Genomic DNA, 23,601 nt, shown 5'->3' on the forward strand with positions numbered 1-23,601 from the left:
CAGATCCTTACGTTGGGTGTCGGATGAAGCAATCACCAACGTAGGGAGCGGCGCGGGCGGTTTCGATCCCGCCCGCTGGCCGGTCGATGGTGGTGCTGGCTACCGCACGCCGCCCGCGGCCCAGCTCACAAGGCCGTTTCCCAGAGGCTGTTCCCCAGAGGCCGGGTGTCAGAGGCCGGCTTCAGGCGCCGAGGTAGCGCAGCACGGCGGCGACCCTGCGGTCCATACGGTCGCTGGGAGCCAGGCCGAGCTTGGCGAAGATGTTGCGGATGTGCTTGTGCACCGCTCCCTCGGTGATCACCATCTTGTCGGCGATGGCCAGGTTGCCCAGTCCTTCGGCCATCAGCGCGAGCACCTCGCGTTCGCGCGGGGTGAACTCCGCCAGGGGATCACGGCGGCGGCTGAACAGCTGGGCCACCACGTCTGGGTCGATGGCGGTGCCGCCGCCGGCGACCCGGTTCAGCGCCTCAAGGAACTGCTCGACCTTGCCGACCCGCTCCTTGAGCAGATAGCCGACCCCGTGCGTGCCGTCGGCCAGCAGGTCGGTCGCGAACGCCTGCTCGACATGCGCCGACAGCACCAGCACCCCCAGGCCCGGCTGCAGGCGCTTGGCCGCCACGGCCGCCCGGATGCCCTCGTCGGTGTGGGTGGGTGGCATGCGCACATCCACCACCGCCACATCGGGCCGGTGCTCTTCGACCGCGGCCAGAAACCCCTCGGGGTCGCTCGCGGCCGCGGCCACCTCGATGCCCTCCCCGCTCAGCAGCAGCACCAGGCCCTCGCGCAGCAGCGCGTCATCCTCAGCGATCACGACTCGCACGGCAGTTCCACCTCGATCACAGTCGGCCCCCCATCGGGGCTGGTCAGGGTCATCGTTCCGTCATGGGCCTCGACGCGGCGGCGGACCCCGGCCAGCCCGGTGCCCGCGCCATCGCGGGCGCCGCCCTTGCCGTCGTCACGCACCTGGACGCGCAGTAACGGGCCTACACGTTCGACGACGACCTCCACGTGCTGGGCGCCGCTGTGCTTGCCCACGTTGGTCAGCGCCTCGGCCACGGTGAAGTAGGCGGCGCTCTCCACCGACAACGGCACCACGGCGAGCTCACCCACCCGCACCCGGCAGGGCACCGAGCATCCGGCGGCCAGCGCGTCCAGCGCGCCGGCCAGCCCCTTGTCCTCCAGGATCGGCGGCAAGATCGCGCGCACCACGCCGCGCAGCTCCGCCAGCGCCTGCTCGGCCGCGCTCCTGGCACGTTCCAGTGCGTGCGCGGCCCGGGCGGGATCGCGCTGCAGAGCACGCTCAGCCGCGGCCACCGTGACCACGACCGCGTTCAGCCGGTTCTGCGCGCCGTCGTGCAGGGCCCGCTCGATCCGGCGCAGCTCGACGGCATGCGCGCGCAGCGCCCCCGCGCGGGTCACGGTCAGCTGCGCGATGCGCTGCGACAGGTCGATCGAGGCGTGCGGCACCAGCAGTTTCCTGGCGGGCAGCGCCTGCAGGCGCGCCAGCACAGGGAAGAGACGGACCAGGGCGACCAAGACGGCCAGGCCGATCACCGAGGTGGCGATCGCGCCCGGCCAGGTGGTGACCGGGAAGCCGAAGTTGGTGAGCTGATCCTCGCGCGGCAGCAACTGCCAGTAGAGCGGGTAGGTGAGCTCCCGCAGCACCGCCACCGGCATGATCATCCCGAGCAGGCCGCAGGCCGGGCCCACCACGACGTAGACGGCCAGCCAGCCCAGGTCGCGCAAGGTCGCCGGGTCGGCACGGGCCGCCCGGATCCTGGCCGCCCAGCCTCGGGGCAGCTGCTCGGCAGGCAGCCGGTACGGGCTGACGATCTCGACACCCGCGCCGGCCAGGCGCCTGCGTTCCCACTCGGCCGCGCCCCTGGTCATCGCGATCATCGCCGGCACCAGTGCCAGCCCGACCCCGACCAGGCTCAACGCGGCCACCACCAGCCAGCACAGCGCGACGGCGACGGCCATGAACGCGGTGCCCAGCCCGCCGGCCAGCCGTTCCAGACCTTCAAGGATTCCCCGCATCACCAGGGTCATAGTAGGTGAAAGGGGACACGGCTTGCTCCAGCCCGCTGTACCACGGCCGGCTAGCGTGCGGGATTTCCGCAGATCGGGCCCGTTTCTAGGATTCTGGCCATGACCGACCCCTACCGCATCCCCAGCCCTGACTCCGACCCCGCCACCCCTCGGCCCGCCGCGAGCAAGCCCGCGCTGAGCAAAGGCGCTCTCGCGCTGCGCGCCCTGCTCTGGCTCGTCCTGATGGCCAGCGCGGTCGTCAACGTGATCGCGAACAGCATCGGCGCCTGGCTGCTCGGCCTGGTCACGGGCGGCGTCGCCGTCGCGTGCATCGCCGCCCTCATCGTGCACCACGTGAGCAGGCGCAAGACATGAACCACATCGTCCCCCTCACCGGCGTCATCAAGAAGGAAGCCCACTGCTCGGACAGCTGTCACCGAAGGGAAGGGGCGTTCCCGCAGGGCTATGTCTGCTTGTGGACCGAGGACGACTTCGACGGCGAGATGTTCCTTCCGGGGAATCGGCCTCTTCGACCCGCCGCTCGAGGTCACCCAGGACGCTCCCGTCCAGCACCGGCTCCTCGTGCTGCTCGGCCGCAAGCCCTGAGCGCGGCCGACGCCCGCCAAGGGGACGCACATGAAGCGAACCGGCCGGGTCGGCTGACCCGGCCGGTACGTTCAAGCGGGCACGGTCAACCCTTGGTCCGCACCGTGGCTGACAGTTCGATCGGGAGGGTCGTGCCGTCGGTGGCCAGCGGGCGGACGGTGAAGGTGTAGCTCGTGCGGCCACGGAGCCCGGTGACCCGAGCCGTCGTCCCCGTCACCCGCATGACCTCGGTGCCGCCGTTGAAGACCGCGTAACCGGTGGCGGTCGGCACGGACGGCCAGGTCAGGGTCACCGACTTGGCGCTGATGTTGCCGACGCCGAGTTCGGCGCCGTTCCAGGTGTTGGGCGTCTCGACCACGAACGCGTCGATGATGACGAACTTGTCCGCACCGTTGACGACCTTGATGGTGTGATCGCCCATCGGCAGCCCGGTGAACTGGAACACCCGCTGGGCGGCCAGCCGTACCGGGGAGTCGCAGTCGACCGTGGCCTTGAGCTCGCCGTCGACGTAGATGTCGATGGTGCCCATGTCGGAGTAGCGCTCGGACAGCAGGCTGATGCCGGTGCCGGTGAAGGTGAACTCGACGGCCTGCCCGGCGTGCCAGCCGGCGTGGACGTCGTCGTTGTAGTCGCCCATCCCGCGGTCGGGGCTGTAGGTGAAGTCGTCAGCGGGGTAGACGATGCGCTTGTCGGTGTCGTTGACGTAGGTGAGCACCACTTTCGGGTCGGTGACGGTGATCTTGTGCTCGCCGGAGAATCCGTCGTGGATCGCGGTGATCGTGGCGGTGCCCCAGGTGCGTGCGGTGACGAGACCATCCGCGTCCACGGTGGCGATCGACGGATCGGAGCTCTTGAAGGTGACGCCCTTGGTCACCGGGGTGCGGGTGCCGTCCGCGCCGACCGTCGCGACGGACAGCCGGCCGGGCTCGCCGACCTTGAGCGCGCCGGCGCCCGTGACGTCGAGTGCCTTGATCGCGGCGGTGGAGGCCGTGAGGGTGAACTTGTCGAGTTCCAGCCCGCTGCCCTCGCTCACGACCCGGAGGGCGTGCAGGCCGGCGGGGATCTTGACCCAGGTGGTCACGTTCGCGTCGTCGGACTTGGGGACGGAGAGCGTGTTGCGGTCACCGTCCACCTCGAACCTGAACGTGGTGTCCTCGGCGGCCGAGCCCTTGAAGGTCACCTTGTACATGCCGGTGTTCGGGACGAACACGTTCTCGTAGCGCAGGTAGTCGTTCGGGTCGATGCCGCCGACGATGCCGTCCTTGGTGACGACGCCGGTGTCGGGGCCCTTCCAGTTCCACTCCTGGTCGGTGTTCCACTGCATGGTCCAGTGCTCGGCCTCGATGGTCTGCTCGGACGTGCCCTGCAGGTCGAGCCGCATCCAGTTCCAGACGATGCTGGTGCTCGCCTCGATCCAGACGACCTTGACCGAGTGCTTGCCCGCGGTCAGCGGGAGGACGAAGTCCTCGGTCCGCGGGCTGAGCATGCCGCTGGTGGGGCGCAGGCTCAGCGGTCCCGTGGCGTCGGTGCCGTCGACCTCGACGCGGAACTTCAGCGGCTTGTCGTTGACGGTCGAGTAGCGAAGCTGCAGCAGGTACTTGCCGTCGGCGGGGACGCTGACGTCGTCGAAGCGCGACCAGTCGCCGGTGTCGATGTAGGCGACACCGGGGGTGCCGTCGTCGCTGTCGGTGAGGTCGGTGTTCTGGGTGCCCTGATGCTCGGTCGCCGACTCGGCCTGGAGGGTGATCGACTCGGGCCGTTCCAGGGTGAACCGCATCCAGTTGAGGAAGAACCAGCGCCCGTCAGGCCGGGTGAGCTTGATCGTGTGGCGGCCCTCGGTGAGCGGGATCTGCCGTTCGAAGGTCCTGTAGGTGTTGTAGCCGCCGGAGTCCGGCACCTTGACGGTGGTCACCTCCTTGCCGTCGACCTCGAACTTCAGGTGGTTGGCCTCCTCGGAGGAGGCCCGGAATTCGACCCGGTAGGTGCCGGTGGCGGGCACGTCGACGTTGTCGTACTCGGCGTACTCGCCGGCCGCGTCCATGTAGAGCGCGCCGAGGCCGCCCTCGGGCGGGGTCTCGACGCCGTAGGCGCCGCCGGCCGCGGTGTAGTCCTCGTTCTGGATGGTGAACTGTGTCAGCGGGGTCGTCGGCTGTCCGGCCTGTGCGGCTCCCGCGGCGACCTGGACGGTGCCGATCGGGTAGACCTTGTCCTTGCCGCCCGGCATTGCCAGCTCGATACGCGGCTTGCCGTCCTCGCCGAGCATGGCGACGGCCACGTCGTAGGAGCCCGCGGGCAGGTCGGCCGGGAGGGTGAAGGCCGAGTTGATCTGGCGGACGTCGCTCTTGAAGAGCTTGGTCTGGTCGAGGGTGGCGTCGGTGCCGCGCCACACGACGTTGCCGGTGGACTTGTCGGTGAAGCGCACCTCGACCGGGTAGCGCCGGGGGCTGAAGCCGACCGCGCTGTTGGTCCAGGTGTGCGAGATGCGGAACTCGCCACCGGGCTTGACCTCGGTGTCGTAGGTCGCGGTGGGCATGAGGAAGCGGTAGCCGGTGTAACGCGCCAGCGTCTCGAACCACTCGCCGTAGGCGTCCTTCATCGGCTGCCAGTTCTCGAAGCCGGTGTTGTTGATGCCCTGCAGGTTGGAGTGGTACCCCTCCAGCGAGTTCTTCACGAACAGCCGGGGGTTGTTCAGCATGATTGTGGGGTTGTCCCAGTTGGAGCCCTCGGACACCTGGATCATGTCGCGGCGGAGCCTGCGGTTGACGTACGGGGCCTGCGCGGTGTCGCCGTAGTTGTGCCAGACGAAGCCGGCGTTGACCGTGTCGGACCGCACGCCCCAGTTCTCGAACGTGGCCGCCTTCTCGTAGCCGAACACGCTGAACCGCTTGGCCTGGGTGTCGGCGTCGGGGTCGTTCTTGTTCACCTCCGCACCGGCGTTCTGCATCATGACCATCGACTTGTCGAACGCGTCGTCGTAGATCTTGAGGATCGCCTGGAGCGTCGAGACGCGGGTGGCGTTGTCGGGCCACGGGAAGTTCATCGCGTCGTTCCAGCCCGACCATTCGCCGAACAGGGAGAAGGCGCGCAGGTCCACCCACGCCACGCCCGGGTCGCCGTCGTAGCGGCCGGCGAAGGCGTCCACCGCGCGCTTGAGCCGGTCCAGGTAGATCGGGTTGTAGTAGATCGGCTGCTTGGAGAAGTAGTTGTTGTACGGCGCCATCCGGAAGGGCACCCCGGCCTTGTCGAACAGCCAGGCCGGCGGGTACTCGTACGGGAAGACGCCCGGGTCGTTCTTGTAGTCGGGCGCCTCCGACATGAGCAGCTGGAACTCGACCGTCTTGCCCTGCTCGTTGACGCGCTTCATGAACGCGTCGAGGCGGTCCCAGACGAAGACACCGTCGTCGGGCTCGAAGTCGGCCCAGGCGATCTGGAGCCGCACCACGTCGGCGTCGGCGGGGATCTTCCTGGTGCCTTCGATGAAGTCGGTGATGCCCGGGTCGTTGGTGAAGGTGTAGCCGGGCGTGCCCGGCGTCTTGTGCGTGTTCACGTCGAACGCGGTGCCGGTGTACGGGTTGCCGTGCAGGATCTCGTGGGTGTCGGAGAAGGTCACCGTCGTACGGCCGGCAGCCGGTTCAGCGGCGGCGGCGTGCGCGGGCAGCACCAGTAAGGCGGCGGTCATCGTGGCGGCGCCGAGGACATGGCGGATCATCAGATCTCCAGGGGGATGGAGGCGGCGTCGAGCAGGGAGCGGTAGGCCGCCTCGACGAGGGCGACGGTCCGGTGGCCCGCCCTGGCGTCGGGCTGGCGGGCCTCGCCGTCGCGGACGGCGTCGAGGAAGGCGCGGATGAGCAGGTCGTCGAGCGGCGCCCCGTACCCGTGGGCGAGCGGGCCACTGTTCCATCCGGTGAGGACCCCGGAGAAGGGCGCGATGTCGACCACGCCCTCGGTGCCGATCACGGTGAGAGTGACCAGGTCGCCGGTGTTGGGACGGCCGGGCGGGCGCGACCAGGAGCAGTCGATGGAGGCGATGACCCCGTCGCGGTAACGCAGGGAGACCAGCCCGGCGGTCTCGACAGCCGTGCCCGGGTTGGGGATGGAGTTGGCGATCGCGTAGACCTCGATCGGGTCGTCGTCCAGCAGGTCGGCGAGCAGGTCGGCGACGTGCACGACGTGGTCGGTCAGGGCGCCGCCGCCGCTGCTTGCCGGATCGGTGAACCAGTCCCGGGTGGTGGGGACACCGCCGCAGTTGGTGGCCGCGATCGAGACGATCCGGCCGAGGTCGCCCCGCCGTACCGCGGCCCGGAGGTCGGCGTAGGCCGGCGCGAAGCGGACCGGGAAGGCGGTCATGAGGACGGTGCCCGCGGCGCGGGCGGCCTCCAGCATCGCGGTGGCGTCGGCGAGCGAGGTGGCGAGCGGCTTCTCGCAGAGCACGTGCACGCCCTCGGCGGCGGCGCGCAGCGCGAACCCTCGGTGACGCGTGTTCTCGGCGCAGATCACCACGCCGTCGGGCCGCCAGGCCCACAGTTCGTCCTCGGTCTCGAAGGCGGTGACGCCGTCCGGGACGCCGTCGTAGCCGTCGGCGTAGGCGCCGATCTCCACGTCGTCGCAGCGCAGGAGCGCGGCGGCGTACTCGGCGGCGTGCAGGTGGGCGAAGGAGAGCAGGGCGATCTTCATGCGGCTTCCAGGGGCTTGAGGTCGACCGGCCGGCCTTCGGCGGCCGAGCGGGCGACGGCGTCGGCGATGCGCATGGCGGCGAGGCCGTCCAGCGCGGTGACTCGGGGCGGGACACCGGTGGCGACCGAGCGGACGAAGTCCTCGATCTCGGCCCGGTAGGGGCTGGTCAGCGGGGAGAAGTCGGGCAGGATGTCGGGCGCGGGCACGGCGTCGCCCTGGTAGCGGTAGGGGCGGCGCTCGTCGGAGTCGGCGTGCAGCAGCCCGTGCGAACCGGCCACCTCGAACAGCGTCCTGAACTCGATCGGCGCGGTGGTCCAGGTCGCCGTCAGCACGGAGATCGAGCCGTTCGCGTGCGTGAGGAACGCCTGGGTGCTCTGGCTGCCGCCGACCGCGTGGGTGCGGGCGAAGACGCGCTCGACCTCTCCCCCGATCCAGCGCGCCATGTCGATGTCGTGGATCATGAGGTCGAGCAGCACGCCGCCGGAGAGCGCCTCGTCCAGGAACCAGCCGCCGGCCGGGCTGCGGCCCTGGCGGGTGTGCCGCTGTACGGCGACGCTTCCGATGTCGCCGCGGGTGACGGCCCGGTGCAGTTCTGCGTACTCGGCGAAGTAGCGTACGACGTGCGCGGGGAAGAGCGGGACCCGGGCGTCGGCGAAGCGGGCGACCAGGTCCTCCGCCTCGGGGAGCGTACGGGTCAGCGGCTTCTCGCAGATCGTCGGCAGGCCGTGACCGAGCGCGGCGAGCGCCAGTTCGTAGTGGGTGTGTGTCGGCGTGCAGATGTCGACGACGTCCGCCGCCTCGAACAGGGCGTCCAGGCTGGGGACGGTCCGGCCGCCTCCGTGGCGCCGGGTCAGCGCCTCGGCGTCGTCGGCGATCGAGTGGACGACGACGTCGTGGCCGAGGTCGAGCCAGGCCGGGAGGTGCGCGTTGGCGATGCCACCGGCGCCGATGAGTCCGACCGTTGTGTGCATGGGAGATCCGTTTCTTGTCATTTGCCGATGCCCTGCGTCATGCCGCTGACGATGCGGCGGCCGAACCAGAGATAGGTCGCGATCATCGGGAGCACCACGATGACGACGCCGGCGAAGAGCCCACCCCAGTTCGAGGTGTATTGCATGTTGGAGTAGAAGTTGAGCAGGGCGACGTTGAGGGTCTGCGCGCTCTGGTCGGGGACGAGCATCAGCACGATCACGGTCTCGTTCCACAGGCTCAGCGCGTTCAGCACGGCCACGGTCGTGATGCCGGGCTTGGCCAGCGGCACCATGATCTGCAGGAAGGTGCGGAACGGCGACGCGCCGTCGAGAGCGGCCGCCTCCTCCACGTCGCCGGGGAGCGAGCGGAAGTAGCCGATGAGCACGAAGATGCTGAACGGCAGGCTGAGCACGACGTAGAAGAGCGTGACGGTGATCCGCGTGTCCCAGACGCCGGTGACCCAGTCGATCATGAACCGGGACAGCCCCGCCCCGATGAGGACCATGGGGACGGCGAACGCCTGGAACGGGATGCTCATGCCCACCGCGAAGAAGGTCGCGACAGGACCGCTGGAGCGCCCGCCCAGCCGTGCCACCGCGTAGGCGGCGGGGATGGACAGCGCCATGATGAGCACGACGGACACGAGCGTGAGGACCACCGAGTTGATCGCGGCGGCCCCGAGCCCGGAGTCCGACCACGCGGTGGCGAAGTTCTCCCACATCCAGATGGCGGGCAGGCCGGCCGGGTTGTCGAAGATCTCCCGCGAGCTCTTCAGCGAGTTGAGCAGGACCCAGACCACCATGCCGACGTTGAACAGCACCCAGGCCCAGATCAGGGCCCTGATCAGGGCGAGCCCGGCGCGGATCATGCCAGCTCCAGTCGTTCGCGCCGCTGGATCCTGCGCGACAGGACGATCAGGACGGCGGTGATCATCGTCATCACGATCCCGATCGCCGCGGCCTCGCCGAGCTGGGCCAGTCCGCCCTCACGGCCGCCGGTGACCCGGAGGTACTGCTCGACGGCGAGGGTCCTGGCCTCGGGGGGCGGGGTGCCCGCCGTGCCGACGAAGGCGATGACGATCTCGAAGGTCTTGATGCCGGCGATCGCCCAGAGCGAGGCGGCGATGGCCAGCATGTCCCTGGTCAGCGGGAGCGTGACGTAGCGGAACTGCTGGAGCTCGCTCGCGCCCTCGATCCTGGCCACCTCGTAGTAGCTCGGCGGGATGCCGTCGACCGCGGACATCACCAGCACGACGTAGAAGCCGGCCGCGCTCCAGACCACTCCGGCCATGATCACGTTGAAGATCAGCTCGGGAGCCAGCCAGGGCTGGCGCAACTCGGACAGGCCGAGGGCCCCCAGCACGGTGTTGATCAGTCCGTCCGGGTTGAAGAGGAACGAGACGGCGAGGCCCACGGCGATGGGCGAGATCATGAACGGCAGGAAGACGGCCGCCCGGATGAACGCGCTGCCGCGGGCCGTACGCAATACGATCATGGAGGCGCCGGCGATGAGGAACAGCGCCAGGCCCACGACCAGCGTCAGGACCAGCGTCTGCACGAACGAGGCACGGAACAGCTCGCTCCCGGCCATCGACACGTAGTTGGAGAAGCCGACCCAGGAGAGCTCGGTCCCCAGTCCTGACCACTCGGCGAAGCTGAGCACGACGCCGAACAGCGACGGCAGCACGAAGAAGAGCAGGTAGGCGATCAGTGCGGGAAGCAGCATCGGCAGGTACAGCCGGCGGCGCTCGCCCTGGAGCGCGCCGCGGGACACCTTTGCCCGCCTGTCCGCGGACGGAGCCCGCAGGGCGGTGTCGGACACGGTCACGGTCATCCGTTCATGGCGGCGGTCTTCGCCTTGCCCTCGGCCAGGAACTCCTCGGCGCTGAGCTTGCCGGCGACGAACTTGTCGTCGAGGGGGAGGAAGACGTCGGCCAGCCACTTGGGCTGCACGGTCGAGACGCCGTCGCCGTCGAGTGTGACCTGCTCCGCGTCGCGGATGGACGCCTGCAGCTGCTGGAGCTCCACCGGGGCGGGCGAGTCGACGCGCGAGGGGATGTTGGCCGCGTCGGTGCCGATGCGGTCGATGTACTTCTTCTGCATCGCGAAGGCCAGGAAGTCGGCGACCGCCTTCTGGTGCTTCGACTTGGCGTTCACGCCCCAGCCGAGCGCGCCGACCGTGGCGACCGAGCCCTTGGCGGGGTCGACCGGCGGGAAGGCGACGACGCGGGGCTTGACCGCGGCGGCGCGCAGCGAGGCGGTCTCGCTGCCGAGCCAGGAGCCGTTCAGGATGAAGCTGTGCTTGCCGCCCGCCCAGGCGTTCTGTGCCGCCGGGAACTTGGTGGCCATGTAGTCGGGTTCGAAGAGATCGGCCTTCACCAGCGACTCCAGCGCCTTGGCCGCCCGCTTCACCTCGGGGAGGTCCCAGGCGGCCGGGTCGGCGGCGAGCTTCAGCAGGATGCCGGGGCCGGCCGTGGACAGCAGCATCTGGTGGATCCAGAAGGAGTTGTAGGCGTTGACCGAGCCGTCGAGCGCGATCGGCGCGCGGCCGGACGCCTTCTCCTTCTTGGCGATCTCCAGCAACTCGTCGAACGACTTGGGGGCGAAGTCGGGATACTTGGCGGAGTCGTACCAGAGGCCGATGGAGAAGACGCTGTGCGGGACGAAGCCGTACCCCTTGTCGTCGCTGATGGCCTTGATCACGCTCTTCGGCAGGACTTCCTCGATGGTCTTGCCCTCGCCCGGGATCTGGGTCTTGAAGATCGGGCCCATGTCGCCGAGCACGCCGGCGGCGCGGAACTCGGCGGTGTGGTCGATGGCGGTGTCGAAGAAGTCGGGCCCGGCGCCGGTGGCGACAGCGTTCTTGACCTGCTGCTCCTGGCCCTGCGCGAGCCACTGAACGTCGATCTTGACGCCGGTCTGCCTGGTGTAGTCGGCGATGACGCTCTCGAACAGGTTCGCCTGCGGCGTGCCCTTCGCCCACTTGCCCCAATAGAGGAGGCTCGCGGGCTCGGCGCCGGCGGAGGCCGACGGACCGGCGTCCTGGAGCTTCTGGCCGCACGCGCCGAGGGCGAGCACGGCAGAGGCGCAGGTGGCGATGGCTATGACGCGATTACGCATGGTTGGTCCCTTCTTGCTGGGGGGCACGGTGGGCAATAATAAATACACTTTGTGTTTTAATGGAAGACGTCCCAGGAAACGAAAGGGCCACGTGAGTGCTGATCGGACGTGAAGCGAGCCTCCTGCGCCAGCCCGTAGGCCAGTCGCGCCTGCGCCGTATCAATTCGCTGGCGGTGATCGAGGCGATCCGCGGAGAGCCTCTCACCATTCCGGCGATCGCCCAGGTCGCCGGGCTGTCGAAGACCGCGGCCGACACAGTGGTGGGTGATCTCGTCGCCCTCGGCTGGGTGAAGAACATCGAGCCCCTCTCCCCCACCGGAGCCGGGCGGCCGGCCAACCGCTACCAGTTCAACGCGGGCGCGGCCGTCGTCGCCGGCATCGACATCGGCCAGCACACCACCCGGGCCGAGCTCGCCGACCTGAACGGCGAGGTCCTGGCCACCCGCTCGATCACCGTCTCCGCCGCGGACCCACCCGAGGCCGTCCTGGCCGACGCCGTCAAGGTTGTCGACCAGCTCCTCAGCTCGCAGGGCCGCGAGCGCGCCGCCGTATGGGCGATGGGGGTGTCCGTCCCCGCCGTGGTCTACCAGGACGTCGTCACGCGCGGCCTCGACGACTGGGAGGGGCTCAACGTCCGCGCCGCCTTCGCGGCGTCCTTCGAGTGCCCCATCGCCGTCGAGAACGACTCGAACCTCGCCGCTTTCGCGGAGGCGTGGAAGGGCAGCGCCGCCGAGGCCGGTTCGATGGTCTACGTGCACTCCGGCAACCGCACGGGGGCGGGGGTCGTACTGAACAACACCGTCGTGCGGGGCGCGAACGGCGCCGCCGGCGAGATCGGCGCACTGCCGCAGATGGGCTGGGAGCATGCCCAGCAGTACCTGCACGACGTCGAGCTCACCGACGGCCGGCGGGTCAGCAGGGAGGGCGTGTTCGACGCCGCCACCGCGGGCGACCCGCTCGCCGTGGCCGCCGTCGACCGGTTCGCCGACGTCATCGCGATCGGCATCGCCGCGCTGGTGCTCACCGTCGACCCCGAGATCGTGGTCGTCGGCGGCGGCAACGTCCAGGCGGGCGACACCTTCCTCGACCCGCTGCGCCGCCACGTCGAGAGGCTGTGCACCGTACGGCCCGCGCCCCCGATCGTCCCCTCCGCGTTGAAGGACCGCGCGTCGATCACCGGCGCGGGCGGCCTGGCCGCCACCTCGGTCATGGAACAGCTCTACGCCTCGGCCCTGGGCGGCAAGACCCTCTCCAGCACCTCGACGCCGCCCTGGAAATGGTAAGAACCCAAAAAGGATCCCCCCATGCCCATGCAGCCCTGGTTCCCCGACGCCAAGCTCGGCATCTTCATCCACTACGGCCTCTACGCCGTCGAGGGAGTGGCCGAGTCCTGGTCGTTCTACTACGGCGAAATCTCCCGTGAGGCCTACCTGGCCCAGCTCGACGGATTCACCGCGGACGGTTACGACCCCGCGGCATGGGCGGAGCTGTTCGCCCAGGCCGGAGCCCGGTACGCCGTGCTCACCACCCGGCACCACGACGGCTTCGCTCTCTGGGACAGCGCGTACGGCGAGCTGAACGTCACCGCCTCCCCAGCGGGACGCGACCTGGTCGGCCCCTTCGCGGACGCGCTGCGCGAGCGCGGGCTGAAGGTCGGGCTGTACTACTCGCACTCGGACTGGAACCACCCCGACTACCCCAGCGTCCGCGGCCCGGAAGCCCACCCGAGCCCCTACGTGACTCCTCCGGAGGGGCAGGAGGATCCGGCCGCGTGGGCCCGCTACCTGGCCTACCGCGACGGCCAGGTCGACGAGCTCGTCGAGCGGTACCGGCCCGACCTGCTGTGGTTCGACGGCGAGTGGGAGCGCTCGGAGGAGCAGTGGGGCATCGACGCCCTCGCCGACCGCATCCTCGCCGCACGGCCGCGGACCGTGTTCAACGCGCGCATGCTCTCACGCGGCGACTACGCGACACCGGAACAGGGCGTCCCCATCACACCGCCCGACGGCCCGTGGGAGCTGTGCCTCACCATCAACGACAACTGGGGTTTCCGCCCGGACGACACCAACCACAAGCCCGTGGGCCACCTCGTCCGCTACTTCGCCGAGACCATCGGCGCGGGCGGCAACCTCCTGCTCGACGTCGGTCCCACCGCCGACGGCCGCATCCTCCCCGAACAGGCCGACCGCCTGAAGGGCCTCGGCGCCTGGATCGAACGGCACGCGGAGGCGGTGTACGGCACGACCGCCGGGCTGCCGGCGGGCCACCACTACGGCCCGAGCACTCTGTCGGCCGACCGCAGGACCCTGTACCTGACCTGCTTCGACCCACCCCGCGACACGGTGGCAGTGCGCGGGCTGCGCAACACCGTCCTGCGTGCCAGGGTCGTCGGCGCCGACGGCGAGCTCGGGCACTCGATCACCGGAGAGCTCAACGGGGTGCCCGGCATCCTGTGGATCGACGCGCCGCCCGCTTGCGCGATCGACCCGCACGCCACGGTGATCGCGCTGGAACTCGACGGCGAGCTGGACCTCTACCGTGGCAGCGGCCGCGACTAGGCGGTGACCGGAAAGGTTCACCGGGTTGGTGCTCGCACTGGCCAGGCCCAGACGAGTTGGATATGAGTCGGCAGATCCAGCTCGGTGCGGGGAGGCGTAAGTGGGGGTGCCGTTAAGAAACGTGTCATCGGCCGCAAACCGCAACGTCTCTGCAGGTCAGGAAGGTATGCCTGCATAGGGGCATCGACCTGGGGGTCCCAGTAGCAATCGCGGAAAATCCAACGGAAATGGGCCTGACCTGCATGGACGGGCTCTGGGCTGCCGTCCCGTGATCGTGTTTCTCAAGGAGTTTCCGCAGGTCAGCAGCAACACCGTTGGATTCTGCTCCATTGCTACCGGGACCCCTTCTACCGCGACTCGACTGCGGCACCCTGGACGCCGCCATCCCCCCAAACCGCGCCAAACGTGACGTTCGATACTCGCACCGCTAACCCTCAGGTGGCTCTGGAATTCGCTACAAGGGCAAGAACAGACCCGAGTCCCAGAAGCGGGCCAACCGCTCCCACGCCAAGCTCCGCAGCCCCGGCGGACGAGCGAACGCCCAGGTGAAGAGCTGGAAGCTCCTCCGCAAGCCACGCTGCAGCCCTTCCAGAGCCGGCCACCTCCGCAAGGCCATCACCGTCCTGCAAAACCACCGCGTTGCCCGGACCCCACTGCGGATCGGCACCCGAACCTCCACCATGGCCAGAGCCCAACCCGATCACGTCGTCACGCTGATCACCGAGTTCCTGCCCGGCGTTCCAACCCAGATCGTGCCGATCACCGTCGGCGCCGATCGCTGGCCCGGCGACCTCACCGACATCGGCGGCAAAGTCGCTTTCAGCAAAGAGATCGACCACGCCCTGATCTGCGCCCGGATCGACCTGGCCGTTCACTGCCTGAAGGACATTCCTGGCGACGTGCCCTTGGCCGAAGGCACCGCGTTCGGCGCCTACCTGCCCCGCGACGACGTTCGCGACGTCGTCGTCACCCGCGACGGCGTGCCCCCGGCCGATCTGCCCGCCGCCTCACGCATCGGCACCAGCTCCGTACGGCGCCGCGCGCAGCTGTCCATCCACCGGCCTGACCTGCGCATCGAACGCATCTGCGGCAACGTCGACACCCGCCTGGACAAGCTCGATGAGGGCGGCCGATATGCGGCACTGATACTGGCCCGCACCAGCCTGAGCCGCCTCGGCCTTTTGGACCGCCACCACGAGGTCCTGCCTTTTCTGCGTCGTTATTGGGATCCCGGCCGGCGCTCGTCACGGCCTTGCCGGTTCCTCGAACAGGTGTCCAGGAAACGTTTCAACCGAAACACTTCCTGGACCGCATGCTCCTGGTGGTCATTTGCGATGGCGACCGTTTCGGTCGAGACGCATTCGGACGAGTGCTCATGCAACGTGTCTTACATGCCCGACGAGATCATCTACTGCTGACCTGCGGGAACGGGGCAACTCCCCCGGATGACGCCGGTGTCGTCCGCGCGCGGGTGGACGACACCCGGACAGCTCGGCCGCAGCGGTGGTGAAGCCGGGCCGGTCATCTCCGGCCGGTCTCCTTGACGGACTTGAGTACGGCGTCGGCGATCGAACGTGGGTCGACGCCGAAGTGCTCGCGTACGGACTCCCGGGTGCCGGAGAGGCCGAACCCGTCGGTGCCGAGGGAGGTCCACGGCCGGTCGATCCACGGGCTGATCTGATCCGGCACGGCGCGCATCCAGTCGCTGACCGCGATCACCGGGCCCTCGGTCCCGGCCAGGGCCTGCCGGAGGTAGGGCACTCCGGTGGAGGTCATCGCGTCGCGGCGCACTTCGCTCCACGAGGTGACCGACCAGACGTCGACTCCCACGCCGTGCTCCTCCTGGAGCAGCCGCTGCGCGGCCAGTGCCCAGTGGATCGCGGTGCCGCTGGCGAGCAGATGGGCCTGGCCGCCGCCGGAGGAGTAGCGGTAGATGCCCTTGAGGATGCCCTCGCGCACACCCTCGGGCATCGCGGGCTGGGGAAGCGGCTCGTTGTAGAGGGTGAGGTAGTAGAAGACGTCCTCGCCGTCGGGCCCGTACATGCGCCGGAGCCCTTCGCGCACGATCTCCGCGACCTCATAGCCGAAGGCGGGGTCGTAGGCCAGACACGCGGGGTTGGCGGAGGCGAGCAGCTGGGAGTGCCCGTCGGCATGCTGCAGCCCTTCGCCGGTCATCGTGGTCCGTCCTGCGGTGGCGCCGATCAGGAATCCGCGGCCGAGCTGGTCGGCCAGCGCCCACATCTGGTCGCCGGTCCGCTGCCAGCCGAACATCGAGTAGAAGATGTAGAACGGGATCATGGCCTCGCCGTGGGTGGCGTAGCTGGAGGCGGCGGCCGTGAACGACGCCATCGATCCCGCCTCGGTGATGCCCTCGATCAGGAGCTGGCCGTCGACCGCCTCCTGGTAGGACAGCAGCAGATCCCGGTCGACCGACTCGTAACGCTGGCCCAGCGGAGAGTAGATCTTGGCGGTGGGGAACAGCGACTCCATGCCGAAGGTCCTGGCCTCGTCGGGCACGATGGGCACCCAGCGGCGCCCGGTCTCCGGCTCCTTCATGAGGTCCTTGACCAGGCGGACGAAGGCCATCGTGGTGGCCACCGGCTGCTTGGACCCCTTCTCCAGGGACTGGAACGGCCGCTCGGCCGGCGCCGGCAGCGGCTGGTGGGAGACGGTTCGGCTGGGGATGGGCCCGCCCAGGGCACGGCGGCGCTCGGCCACGTAGCGGACCTCGGGCGAGTCGGGCCCGGGGTGCAGGTACGGCGGTAGGTCCGCGTCGAGTGCCTCGTCCGGCACCGGCAGCCCGAGCCGGTCGCGCAGCGCCCGGAACTCGTCCTGGGTGAGTTTCTTCATCTGGTGGTTGGCGTTGCGCGCCTCCACGCCGGCCCCGAGCGTCCCCCCCTTGACGGTCTGCACGAGGATCACCGTCGGCGCGCCGTGGTGGTCGAGGGCCCGGCGGTAGGCGGCGTGCACCTTGCGCGGCTCGTGGCCGGCCCGCGAACCACCGACGATGCGCCGCAGGTCCTCATCGGAGTACGGCACGTCCAGCCCGTGGAACAGATGCTGCCTGATGTAGGCCCCGGTCGAGGTGGCGAAGGTCTGGAACTGCCCGTCCGGCATCTCGCCCAGCCGGGACACCAGCTCGTCCGAACCGAGCAGCCCGTCCCATTCGGCGCCCCACAGCGCCTTGACGACGTGCCAGCCCGCGCCCCTGAAGACGCCTTCGAGCTCCTGCACGATGCGGGTGTTGCCGCGTACCGGCCCGTCGAGCCGCTGCAGGTTGCAGTTGATCACGAAGGTCAGGTTGTCCAGCCCTTCGCGGGCGGCCAGGGTGATGGCCGCCGTGGACTCCGGCTCGTCCATCTCGCCGTCACCGAGGAAGGCCCATACGTGGCTGAGCGAGGTGTCCTTGATGCCGCGGTTGTGCAGGTAGCGGTTGAACCTGGCCTGGTAGATCGCGTTGAGCGGCCCGAGGCCCATGGACACCGTGGGGAACTGCCAGAACCCGCGCATGCTCCGCGGGTGCGGGTACGACGGCAGCCCGCCCTCGGGCTCGCGCCGGAACAGGTCGAGCTGGCCCTCGGTCAGCCGTCCCTCCAGGAACGCGCGGGCGTAGATGCCCGGGGACGCGTGGCCCTGGAAGTAGACCTGGTCATGACCGCCGTGGAAGAAATGGTTGAACCCGACCTCGTACAGCCAGGCTGCCGAGGCATAGGTGGCCAGATGGCCACCGAGACCGAGCCGGCTACCCCTGGTGATCATCGCCGCCGCGTTCCACCGGTCGTAGGCCGCGATCCGCTCCTCCAGTTCGAGGTCACCGGGGTAGCCGGGCTCCTCCGACGTCGGCACGGTGTTGATGTACCGGCTGCTCATGGCCAGCCGCTTCAGCAGGTACTCGGCCCGTTCAGGGCCTGCCGCCCGGCGGACCGCCTCCAGCGATTCCAGCCATTCCGCGGTCTCCTGCGGGTCAATGTCCTTCTCCATGCCACCATTAAACACCCAATGATCGATCATCGGTTGTTTCCATCTGCCATCATGGGACGCGTGAAACCTGTCATGCGACTCCCGCTTCGTGATCAGATCCGGCAGGCCGTACTCGACGGCCTGATCAGCGGCCGATGGGGGCCCGGTGACCGCGTGGTGGAACGGCGCATGGCGGCGGAGCTGGGCGTCAGCCAGGCTCCGGTGCGCGAGGCGCTGCGCGAGCTGGAGGCGCTCCGACTCATCGAGTCGTCGCCGCACAAGGGCGCACGGGTCCGCCGGCTCACCGCGGCCGACCTGCGCGAGATCTACGAGGTGCGGGCAGGCCTGGAGGAGACGGCCGTGCGGCTGCGTCACCCGCCCGTCGAGGCGCTGCGGGTCCATCTCGCCGGCCTGCAGCAGGCCGCGGCCGCCACCTCCGTGGCCGACCAGGTACACCACGGCGTCGCGTTCCACCGCGAGATCGTCGAAGCCTCGGGCAACGACGTGCTTCTGGCGATGTGGGAGTCACTCGGCATCGAGGTGTGGACGCACCTGTCGATACGGCTGTTCCGGATGCGGCCTTGCGAGAACGCCGCCGACCACGAGCCGCTCGTGGCGGCGTTCGAACGCGGGGACCCCGACGTGGGGGCCCTACTTCGCGACCACATCCTCGGCTACGCCCCGCTTGACTGATCACATCCGGTCGATCGTCATCTGGGGCGGCTCCCGCGGCGGCCGGCCGGTCACCCATGATCCCGATCTCTACAAGCAGCGCAACGCGGCCGAACGCTGCATCAACCGGATGAAGAACACTGCATCAACCGGATGAAGGAGTGGCGTGGGCCGGCCTTCCGGTCCGACAGGACGCCTGACAGCTGTCTGACCGGTCCGCATCCACGCGGAGCCGTCTTAAGGATCCGAAGCCTCCGACCAGCCTAGAGGTCCGAACTCCGTACAGGCTCCAGGCGGCTACGCGAGCGCCTTCTCGGCGGACGCATCTGGCGCGGCGGCCAGGCGGCGCTTGCGCTTGGGCAGGCCGAAGGTCGGGTGCGAGATGCCCCACAGCGAGATCTTGAGGATGCCCGCTTTGATGTGGGCGGCCTTCCGGCCGCCCACATACTTCGGCTTTGCTCGCGCTTCGTCGTCGACTGTCTGCAGGATCCCGTCCTGCCGCCCGAGGCTGATGTGGTTGCCCAGGTAGACGAGCTTGCTGTTCGCAATCTTGCGGCCGGTCAGATGTCCCACGATCGCGTCCGTGGCCTGTCGGCCGGTGTAGCCGGCCGAGGCGCAGGACATCGGCAGCGGCCGGCCGTTGTCGCCGATGGCGTAGGCGCTGTCGCCGGCGGCGTAGACGTTCGGGTGCGAGACCGACCGCATGGTGCGATCGACGACGATCTGACCGTTCTCGATGACCTCCAGCCCGCCGGCGGCGGCAATGGGATTGACCGCGAACCCGGCCGTCCACACGGTCGCGTCGGACGCCAGGGCGGTGGCGTCGGCGCACAGCACCCGCGTCGCTTCGACGGCTTCGACGCTGGTGTGCTCCAGGACGGTGATGCCCAGCCGGTCGCAGGCCTGGCGTAGGTGGCTGCGGGCTCCGGCGGAGAGCCGGGCGCCCAGCTCGCCGCGGGCGATCAGTGCCACCGACAGGCCGGGCCGGGATTCGGCGATCTCGGTGGCGGTCTCGATGCCGGTCAACCCGTCGCCGACGACCAGCACACTCCCGCCTTCGCCCCGCCTGCCCAGGCTGTCCAGGCGCTCGCGCAGGCGCAGCGCCGAGGGTCGGCCGGCGATGTCGAAGGCGTGCTCGGCCACGCCGGGGACGCCGCAGTCGTCGCCGTGGCTGCCGAGCGCGTAGACAAGCGTGTCGTAGCCGAGCTCGCCGCCGCCACCGCTGTCGGCGTCGGCCACGGCGACGATCTGGCGCTCGGGGTCGACGGCGGTGACACGGGCCAGGCGCAGCCGTATCCCTGTGCCCGCGAAGACGTCGGCGAGCTTTGGGGCCTCGATCTCCTGGCCGGCCGCGAGCTGGTGCAGTCGCAGCCGCTCGACGAAGTCCGGCTCAGCGTTGACCACGGTGATCTCGGTGTCCGCCGGGGACAGCCGGCGGGCCAGGTTCCCGGCCACGTAGGCCCCGGCATAGCCGGCGCCCAGGACGACGATGCGATGCTTCATGTGTTGCTCCTGTCGGTTCGCTTGCTCCTGGTGAGTTGACTCGGCCCTGGATCACCGATTTTCTTGATCGAGGTTGCCGTGAGCCTCTGCCGAAAGGGCCTGCCAGTCGGCCCAGGTCTTGAGCCGGTCGGCGTAGACCTGCTGGAGCATCGGGTAGAAGCCCTGCCCGAAGAGCACCCGCAGGGGCGGGTTGTCGGCGTCGACGATCTTGAGGAGTGCCTGGGCCGCGGCGGCCGGGTCGCCGGCGGGCTGCTTGCCCGCGAACGCGGCGATGCGCCGGCGGAGGCCGTCGTAGATCGGGTCGGGCTCGGCCATGTGGCCGTTGTTGAGGGGGTCGGGGTTCTTGCCGGAGCGGGTGGCGAAGCCGCCGGGCTCGATGATGGTCACCTTGATGCCGAAGCCGGCGACCTCTTGGGCGAGGGACTCGTTCAGGGCTTCCAGCGCCCACTTGGAGGCGCTGTAGGCGCCGCTGAGCGGCATGGCGATGAGCCCGGCCGCCGAGGACAGCTGGATGATGTGCCCTGAGCCCTGCTCGCGCAGGTGGGGCAGCGCGGCCTGGATCATCCACACCGCGCCGAACAGGTTGGTCTCCAGCTGGTCGCGCAGATCCTGCTCGGTCAGCTCCTCGACCGCGCCGACCTGGGCGTAGCCGGCGTTGTTCACGATGACGTCGAGACGGCCGAAGTGCTCCCTGGCCCGCTTGACGCTCTCGAAGACGGCGGCCTTGTCGGTCACGTCCAGCTCCAGCGGAAGCACCGCCTCGCCGTAGGCGGCGACCAGCTCATCAAGGCTCGCGGCGGTCCGGGCGGCTGCGGCCACCTGGTCGCCACGCGACAGGGCGGCCTCGACGAAGTTGCGGCCGAGGCCGCGGGACGGACCGGTGACGAACCAGACCTTGCTCATGATGTCTTTCCGTTCCTTCTTCGGTGGCGGTTGCGCGGCGGTCACCACGCAACCGGCCGAGGCGATCAACTCGGGGAGTTTGTGCCGCGCGCATCGTTCGCGCGGCGTTCTGACGACCATGAGGCGCCGGCCCCCCGAACTTTGTGACAGTGCGGCCATGTGACGTGTGTCACCGAGCACGGGTGTCACACAACGGTGGGCGCCGGCGCCTTATGCATGGAGCAGGAGCTGCGGGTGAACAGGCAGGAGCCAGGTATGAACGAGCGCAGGGATGCAAAGACGGGCGCAGCCGAGCCGATGGCTGGTGGTGGCCTGATGGACCGCGCCACCGCGGCGACCGAGACATTCCTCGCTCACCGCAACCTGCTGTTCACCGTCGCCTACGAGATGCTCGGCTCGGCGGCCGACGCCGAGGACGTCCTGCAGGAGACCTGGCTGCGGTGGATCAAGGTCGACGTGGGGCAGGTGCACGACCAGCGCGCCTACCTGGTGCGGATCGCCACCCGACGCTCGCTGGACCGGCTGCGCACCATGAAGCGCCGCAAGGAGACGTATGTCGGTTCCTGGCTGCCCGAGCCGCTGCTCACCGCACCGGACGTGGCCGAGGACGCCGAGCTCGCCGAGAGCGTGTCGATGGCGCTGATGCTCGTCCTGGAGACGCTGTCGCCGACCGAGCGCGCCGTCTTCGTGCTGCGTGAGGTCTTCGACGTCGGATACGAGGAGATCGCGGCCGCCGTCGGCAAGACCCCGGCGGCCGTCCGTCAGATCGCGCACCGCGCCCGCCGGCACGTCGATGCCCGCCGCCCTCGCGAGGCGGTCTCCCCGAGCCAGGCCCGGGCGGCCCTGGAGTCGTTCCAGCGCGCGTTGGAGACCAGGGACCTACAGGCCCTGCTTGACGTGCTCGCCCCCGAGGTCGTTCTGGTGAGCGACGGCGGCGGCGTCAGACAGGCCGCGCCGCGGCCGATCACCGGCGCCGACAAGGTGGCCCGCATGATCGTCAGCGGCCTCGGCAAGGCCCAAGTCGCGCTCACCAGCGAGCCCACCGTGGTCAACGGCAACCCGGCACTCCTCCTCCGCGTGGACGGCGAGATCGACGGCGTCATAGCGGTCCGGGTCGAGGACGCCCGCATCACCGGCCTCTACTACGTCCGCAACCCGCAGAAGCTGACCCGCATCGCCTCCGAGACCCCGCTCACCCTGCGATGAGCACCAACGACGAGCCAGCCCGCAACCTCCAGGCGGCCTGGACCAGACGGCGGCCCAGCCCGGCGCAGGACGGCCCGTCGGGCCGGGAAACCCGCGCCGACAGTGTCGATCACGCCACCCGAGGCCGCCACAGGCACAACAAACTCCGCCAGATCTATTACTGGGAGGTCCTTCATGACGAAGAGCGTTGCCGGCGAACTCGCCGGCCTGAAGCTGCCGATCGAGCGTGGCTGCCCGTTCGCCCCGCCCACCGCCTACGAACGGCTGCGCGAGCAGGCGCCGATCAACAAGGTCCGCCTGACCAGCGGCGGCGAGGCATGGTGGATGTCCGGGCATGAGGAAGGCCGTGCCGTCCTCGCCGACCCCCGCTTCTCCTCCGACAAGCGCAAGGACGGCTTCCCCCTCTTCACCCTCGATGCGGCGACCCTGCAGCAGCTCCGCAGCCAGCCGCCGTTGATGCTCGGCATGGACGGCGCTGAACACTCCGCGGCCCGCCGCCCGGTGATCGGCGAATTCACCGTGAGGCGGCTGGCCGCGCTGCGCCCGCGGATCCAGGACATCGTCGACCACTTCATCGACGACATGCTCGCCGCCGACGAGCGGCCGGTCGACCTGGTGCAGACGCTGTCCCTGCCGGTGCCCTCCCTGGTGATCTGCGAACTGCTCGGCGTCCCCTACACCGACCACGACTTCTTCCAAAGCCGCACCACCATGATGGTGCGCCGGACCTCGCTCGAAGACCGCCAGCGAGCCTTCGCCGAACTGCGCGCCTACATCGACGACCTGGTCACCCGTAAAGAGTCCGAACCCGGCGACGACCTGTTCAGCCGACAGATCGCCCGGCAACGCCAGAAGGGCACCCTCGACCACGCGGGCCTGGTGAGCCTGGCCTTCCTGCTGCTGACCGCCGGACACGAGACCACAGCGAACATGATCTCGCTCGGCGTGGTCGGGCTGCTCTCCCATCCGGAGCAACTGGCCCTGGTCAAAGCCGACCCGGGCAGGACGCCCATGGCCGTGGAGGAACTGCTGCGCTACTTCGCCATCGCCGACGGAGTCACCTCCCGGGTGGCCACCGAAGACGTGAAGATCGGCGGGGTGAGCATCAAGGCCGGCGAGGGCGTCATCGTCTCGACCCTGTCGGCCAACTGGGACCCGGCGGCGTTCAAGGACCCGGCCGAACTGGATGTCGAGCGCGGGGCCCGCCACCACATCGCCTTCGGCTTCGGCCCACACCAGTGCCTCGGCCAGAACCTGGCCCGGATGGAACTGCAGATCGTCTTCGACACGCTGTTCCGCCGCATCCCCACCCTGCGGCTCGCCGCACCGGCCGAGGACCTGCCGTTCAAGACCGACGCCGTCATCTACGGCGTTCACGAACTCCCGGTCACCTGGTGAGC

The 23,601-nt window shown here is 69.4% G+C and carries 18 protein-coding genes and 1 pseudogene; 8 read left to right on the forward strand and 11 right to left on the reverse strand.

From position 1 onward, the window contains the following. Nucleotides 1-181: 181 nt before the first annotated feature. A complete protein-coding gene (locus tag J2S55_RS42775) occupies nt 182-820 on the reverse strand; it encodes a response regulator transcription factor (RefSeq protein WP_306873237.1) in 639 nt (212 codons plus the stop codon). Next, nucleotides 808-2,037, reverse strand: a complete 1,230-nt coding sequence (locus J2S55_RS42780) for a sensor histidine kinase (RefSeq protein ID WP_306873239.1) — start codon at nt 2,035-2,037, stop codon at nt 808-810. Before J2S55_RS42780 ends, J2S55_RS42775 begins: the two co-directional genes overlap by 13 nt. 111 nt (nt 2,038-2,148) lie before the next feature. Here J2S55_RS42780 and J2S55_RS42785 point away from each other — a divergent pair, with 111 nt between their 5' ends. Beyond that, on the forward strand, nt 2,149-2,403 hold the full coding sequence (locus tag J2S55_RS42785; protein ID WP_306873242.1) for a hypothetical protein: 255 nt from the start codon (nt 2,149-2,151) through the stop codon (nt 2,401-2,403). A gap of 316 nt (nt 2,404-2,719) precedes the next feature. Here the strand turns inward: J2S55_RS42785 and J2S55_RS42790 are convergent, their stop codons facing one another. Genes J2S55_RS42790 through J2S55_RS42815 form a run of 6 tightly spaced genes read right to left on the reverse strand, consistent with a single transcriptional unit; the run spans nt 2,720 to nt 11,399 of the window. Continuing rightward, nucleotides 2,720-6,343, reverse strand: a complete 3,624-nt coding sequence (locus J2S55_RS42790; protein ID WP_306873243.1) for a carbohydrate-binding protein — start codon at nt 6,341-6,343, stop codon at nt 2,720-2,722. Then, complete coding sequence (locus J2S55_RS42795; RefSeq protein WP_306873246.1) at nt 6,343-7,308, reverse strand: Gfo/Idh/MocA family protein; 966 nt, start codon at nt 7,306-7,308, stop codon at nt 6,343-6,345. Before J2S55_RS42795 ends, J2S55_RS42790 begins: the two co-directional genes overlap by 1 nt. Continuing rightward, nucleotides 7,305-8,279 carry a Gfo/Idh/MocA family protein gene (locus tag J2S55_RS42800; RefSeq protein ID WP_306873248.1) on the reverse strand — a complete coding sequence of 325 codons (975 nt, stop codon included), beginning with the start codon at nt 8,277-8,279 and terminating at the stop codon, nt 7,305-7,307. The genes J2S55_RS42795 and J2S55_RS42800 overlap by 4 nt, the downstream gene beginning before the upstream one ends. A gap of 17 nt (nt 8,280-8,296) precedes the next feature. Further along, nucleotides 8,297-9,148, reverse strand: a complete 852-nt coding sequence (locus J2S55_RS42805) for a carbohydrate ABC transporter permease (RefSeq protein ID WP_306873250.1) — start codon at nt 9,146-9,148, stop codon at nt 8,297-8,299. Further along, nucleotides 9,145-10,113, reverse strand: coding sequence for a carbohydrate ABC transporter permease (locus J2S55_RS42810; RefSeq protein ID WP_306873251.1), 969 nt, complete (start codon nt 10,111-10,113; stop codon nt 9,145-9,147). Before J2S55_RS42810 ends, J2S55_RS42805 begins: the two co-directional genes overlap by 4 nt. Continuing rightward, nucleotides 10,110-11,399 carry a sugar ABC transporter substrate-binding protein gene (locus tag J2S55_RS42815; RefSeq protein ID WP_306873253.1) on the reverse strand — a complete coding sequence of 430 codons (1,290 nt, stop codon included), beginning with the start codon at nt 11,397-11,399 and terminating at the stop codon, nt 10,110-10,112. The genes J2S55_RS42810 and J2S55_RS42815 overlap by 4 nt, the downstream gene beginning before the upstream one ends. A 95-nt stretch (nt 11,400-11,494) precedes the next feature. On the opposite strand from J2S55_RS42815, the gene J2S55_RS42820 reads away from it, so the two are divergent. The 4 genes and pseudogenes from J2S55_RS42820 to hemC all read left to right on the forward strand — a co-directional run bounded on the left by J2S55_RS42820 (nt 11,495) and on the right by hemC (nt 15,375). Then, entirely contained in the window at nt 11,495-12,682 is a 1,188-nt protein-coding gene (locus J2S55_RS42820) for an ROK family protein (RefSeq protein WP_306873255.1), read from the forward strand. Nucleotides 12,683-12,703: 21 nt separating this feature from the next. After that, on the forward strand, nt 12,704-13,957 hold the full coding sequence (locus tag J2S55_RS42825; protein WP_306873258.1) for an alpha-L-fucosidase: 1,254 nt from the start codon (nt 12,704-12,706) through the stop codon (nt 13,955-13,957). A gap of 455 nt (nt 13,958-14,412) precedes the next feature. Next, nucleotides 14,413-14,592 (forward strand): annotated as a pseudogene (locus tag J2S55_RS42830) (IS5/IS1182 family transposase); the annotation flags it as partial. A gap of 24 nt (nt 14,593-14,616) precedes the next feature. Next, nucleotides 14,617-15,375 carry a hydroxymethylbilane synthase gene (gene hemC, locus J2S55_RS42835; protein WP_306875857.1) on the forward strand — a complete coding sequence of 253 codons (759 nt, stop codon included), beginning with the start codon at nt 14,617-14,619 and terminating at the stop codon, nt 15,373-15,375. A 103-nt stretch (nt 15,376-15,478) separates the two neighbouring features. On the opposite strand, the gene aceE is transcribed toward hemC, so the two are convergent. Then, nucleotides 15,479-17,938, reverse strand: a complete 2,460-nt coding sequence (gene aceE / locus J2S55_RS42840) for a pyruvate dehydrogenase (acetyl-transferring), homodimeric type (RefSeq protein ID WP_306873260.1) — start codon at nt 17,936-17,938, stop codon at nt 15,479-15,481. Between the two features lie 72 nt (nt 17,939-18,010). Here aceE and J2S55_RS42845 point away from each other — a divergent pair, with 72 nt between their 5' ends. Continuing rightward, nucleotides 18,011-18,610: a GntR family transcriptional regulator gene (locus J2S55_RS42845; protein ID WP_306873262.1), complete on the forward strand. Its 600-nt coding sequence runs from the start codon at nt 18,011-18,013 to the stop codon at nt 18,608-18,610. A gap of 276 nt (nt 18,611-18,886) precedes the next feature. Here the strand turns inward: J2S55_RS42845 and J2S55_RS42850 are convergent, their stop codons facing one another. After that, nucleotides 18,887-20,092, reverse strand: coding sequence for an NAD(P)/FAD-dependent oxidoreductase (locus J2S55_RS42850; RefSeq protein ID WP_306873265.1), 1,206 nt, complete (start codon nt 20,090-20,092; stop codon nt 18,887-18,889). Between the two features lie 51 nt (nt 20,093-20,143). Further along, complete coding sequence (locus J2S55_RS42855; RefSeq protein ID WP_306873267.1) at nt 20,144-20,995, reverse strand: SDR family NAD(P)-dependent oxidoreductase; 852 nt, start codon at nt 20,993-20,995, stop codon at nt 20,144-20,146. A gap of 255 nt (nt 20,996-21,250) precedes the next feature. On the opposite strand from J2S55_RS42855, the gene J2S55_RS42860 reads away from it, so the two are divergent. After that, entirely contained in the window at nt 21,251-22,201 is a 951-nt protein-coding gene (locus J2S55_RS42860; RefSeq protein ID WP_306873270.1) for an RNA polymerase sigma-70 factor, read from the forward strand. A gap of 174 nt (nt 22,202-22,375) precedes the next feature. Further along, nucleotides 22,376-23,599 carry a cytochrome P450 gene (locus tag J2S55_RS42865; protein ID WP_306873273.1) on the forward strand — a complete coding sequence of 408 codons (1,224 nt, stop codon included), beginning with the start codon at nt 22,376-22,378 and terminating at the stop codon, nt 23,597-23,599. Nucleotides 23,600-23,601 lie beyond the last annotated feature (2 nt).

The sequence above is a fragment of the Streptosporangium brasiliense genome, assembly GCF_030811595.1.
Classification (GTDB): Bacteria; Actinomycetota; Actinomycetes; order Streptosporangiales; family Streptosporangiaceae; genus Streptosporangium; species Streptosporangium brasiliense.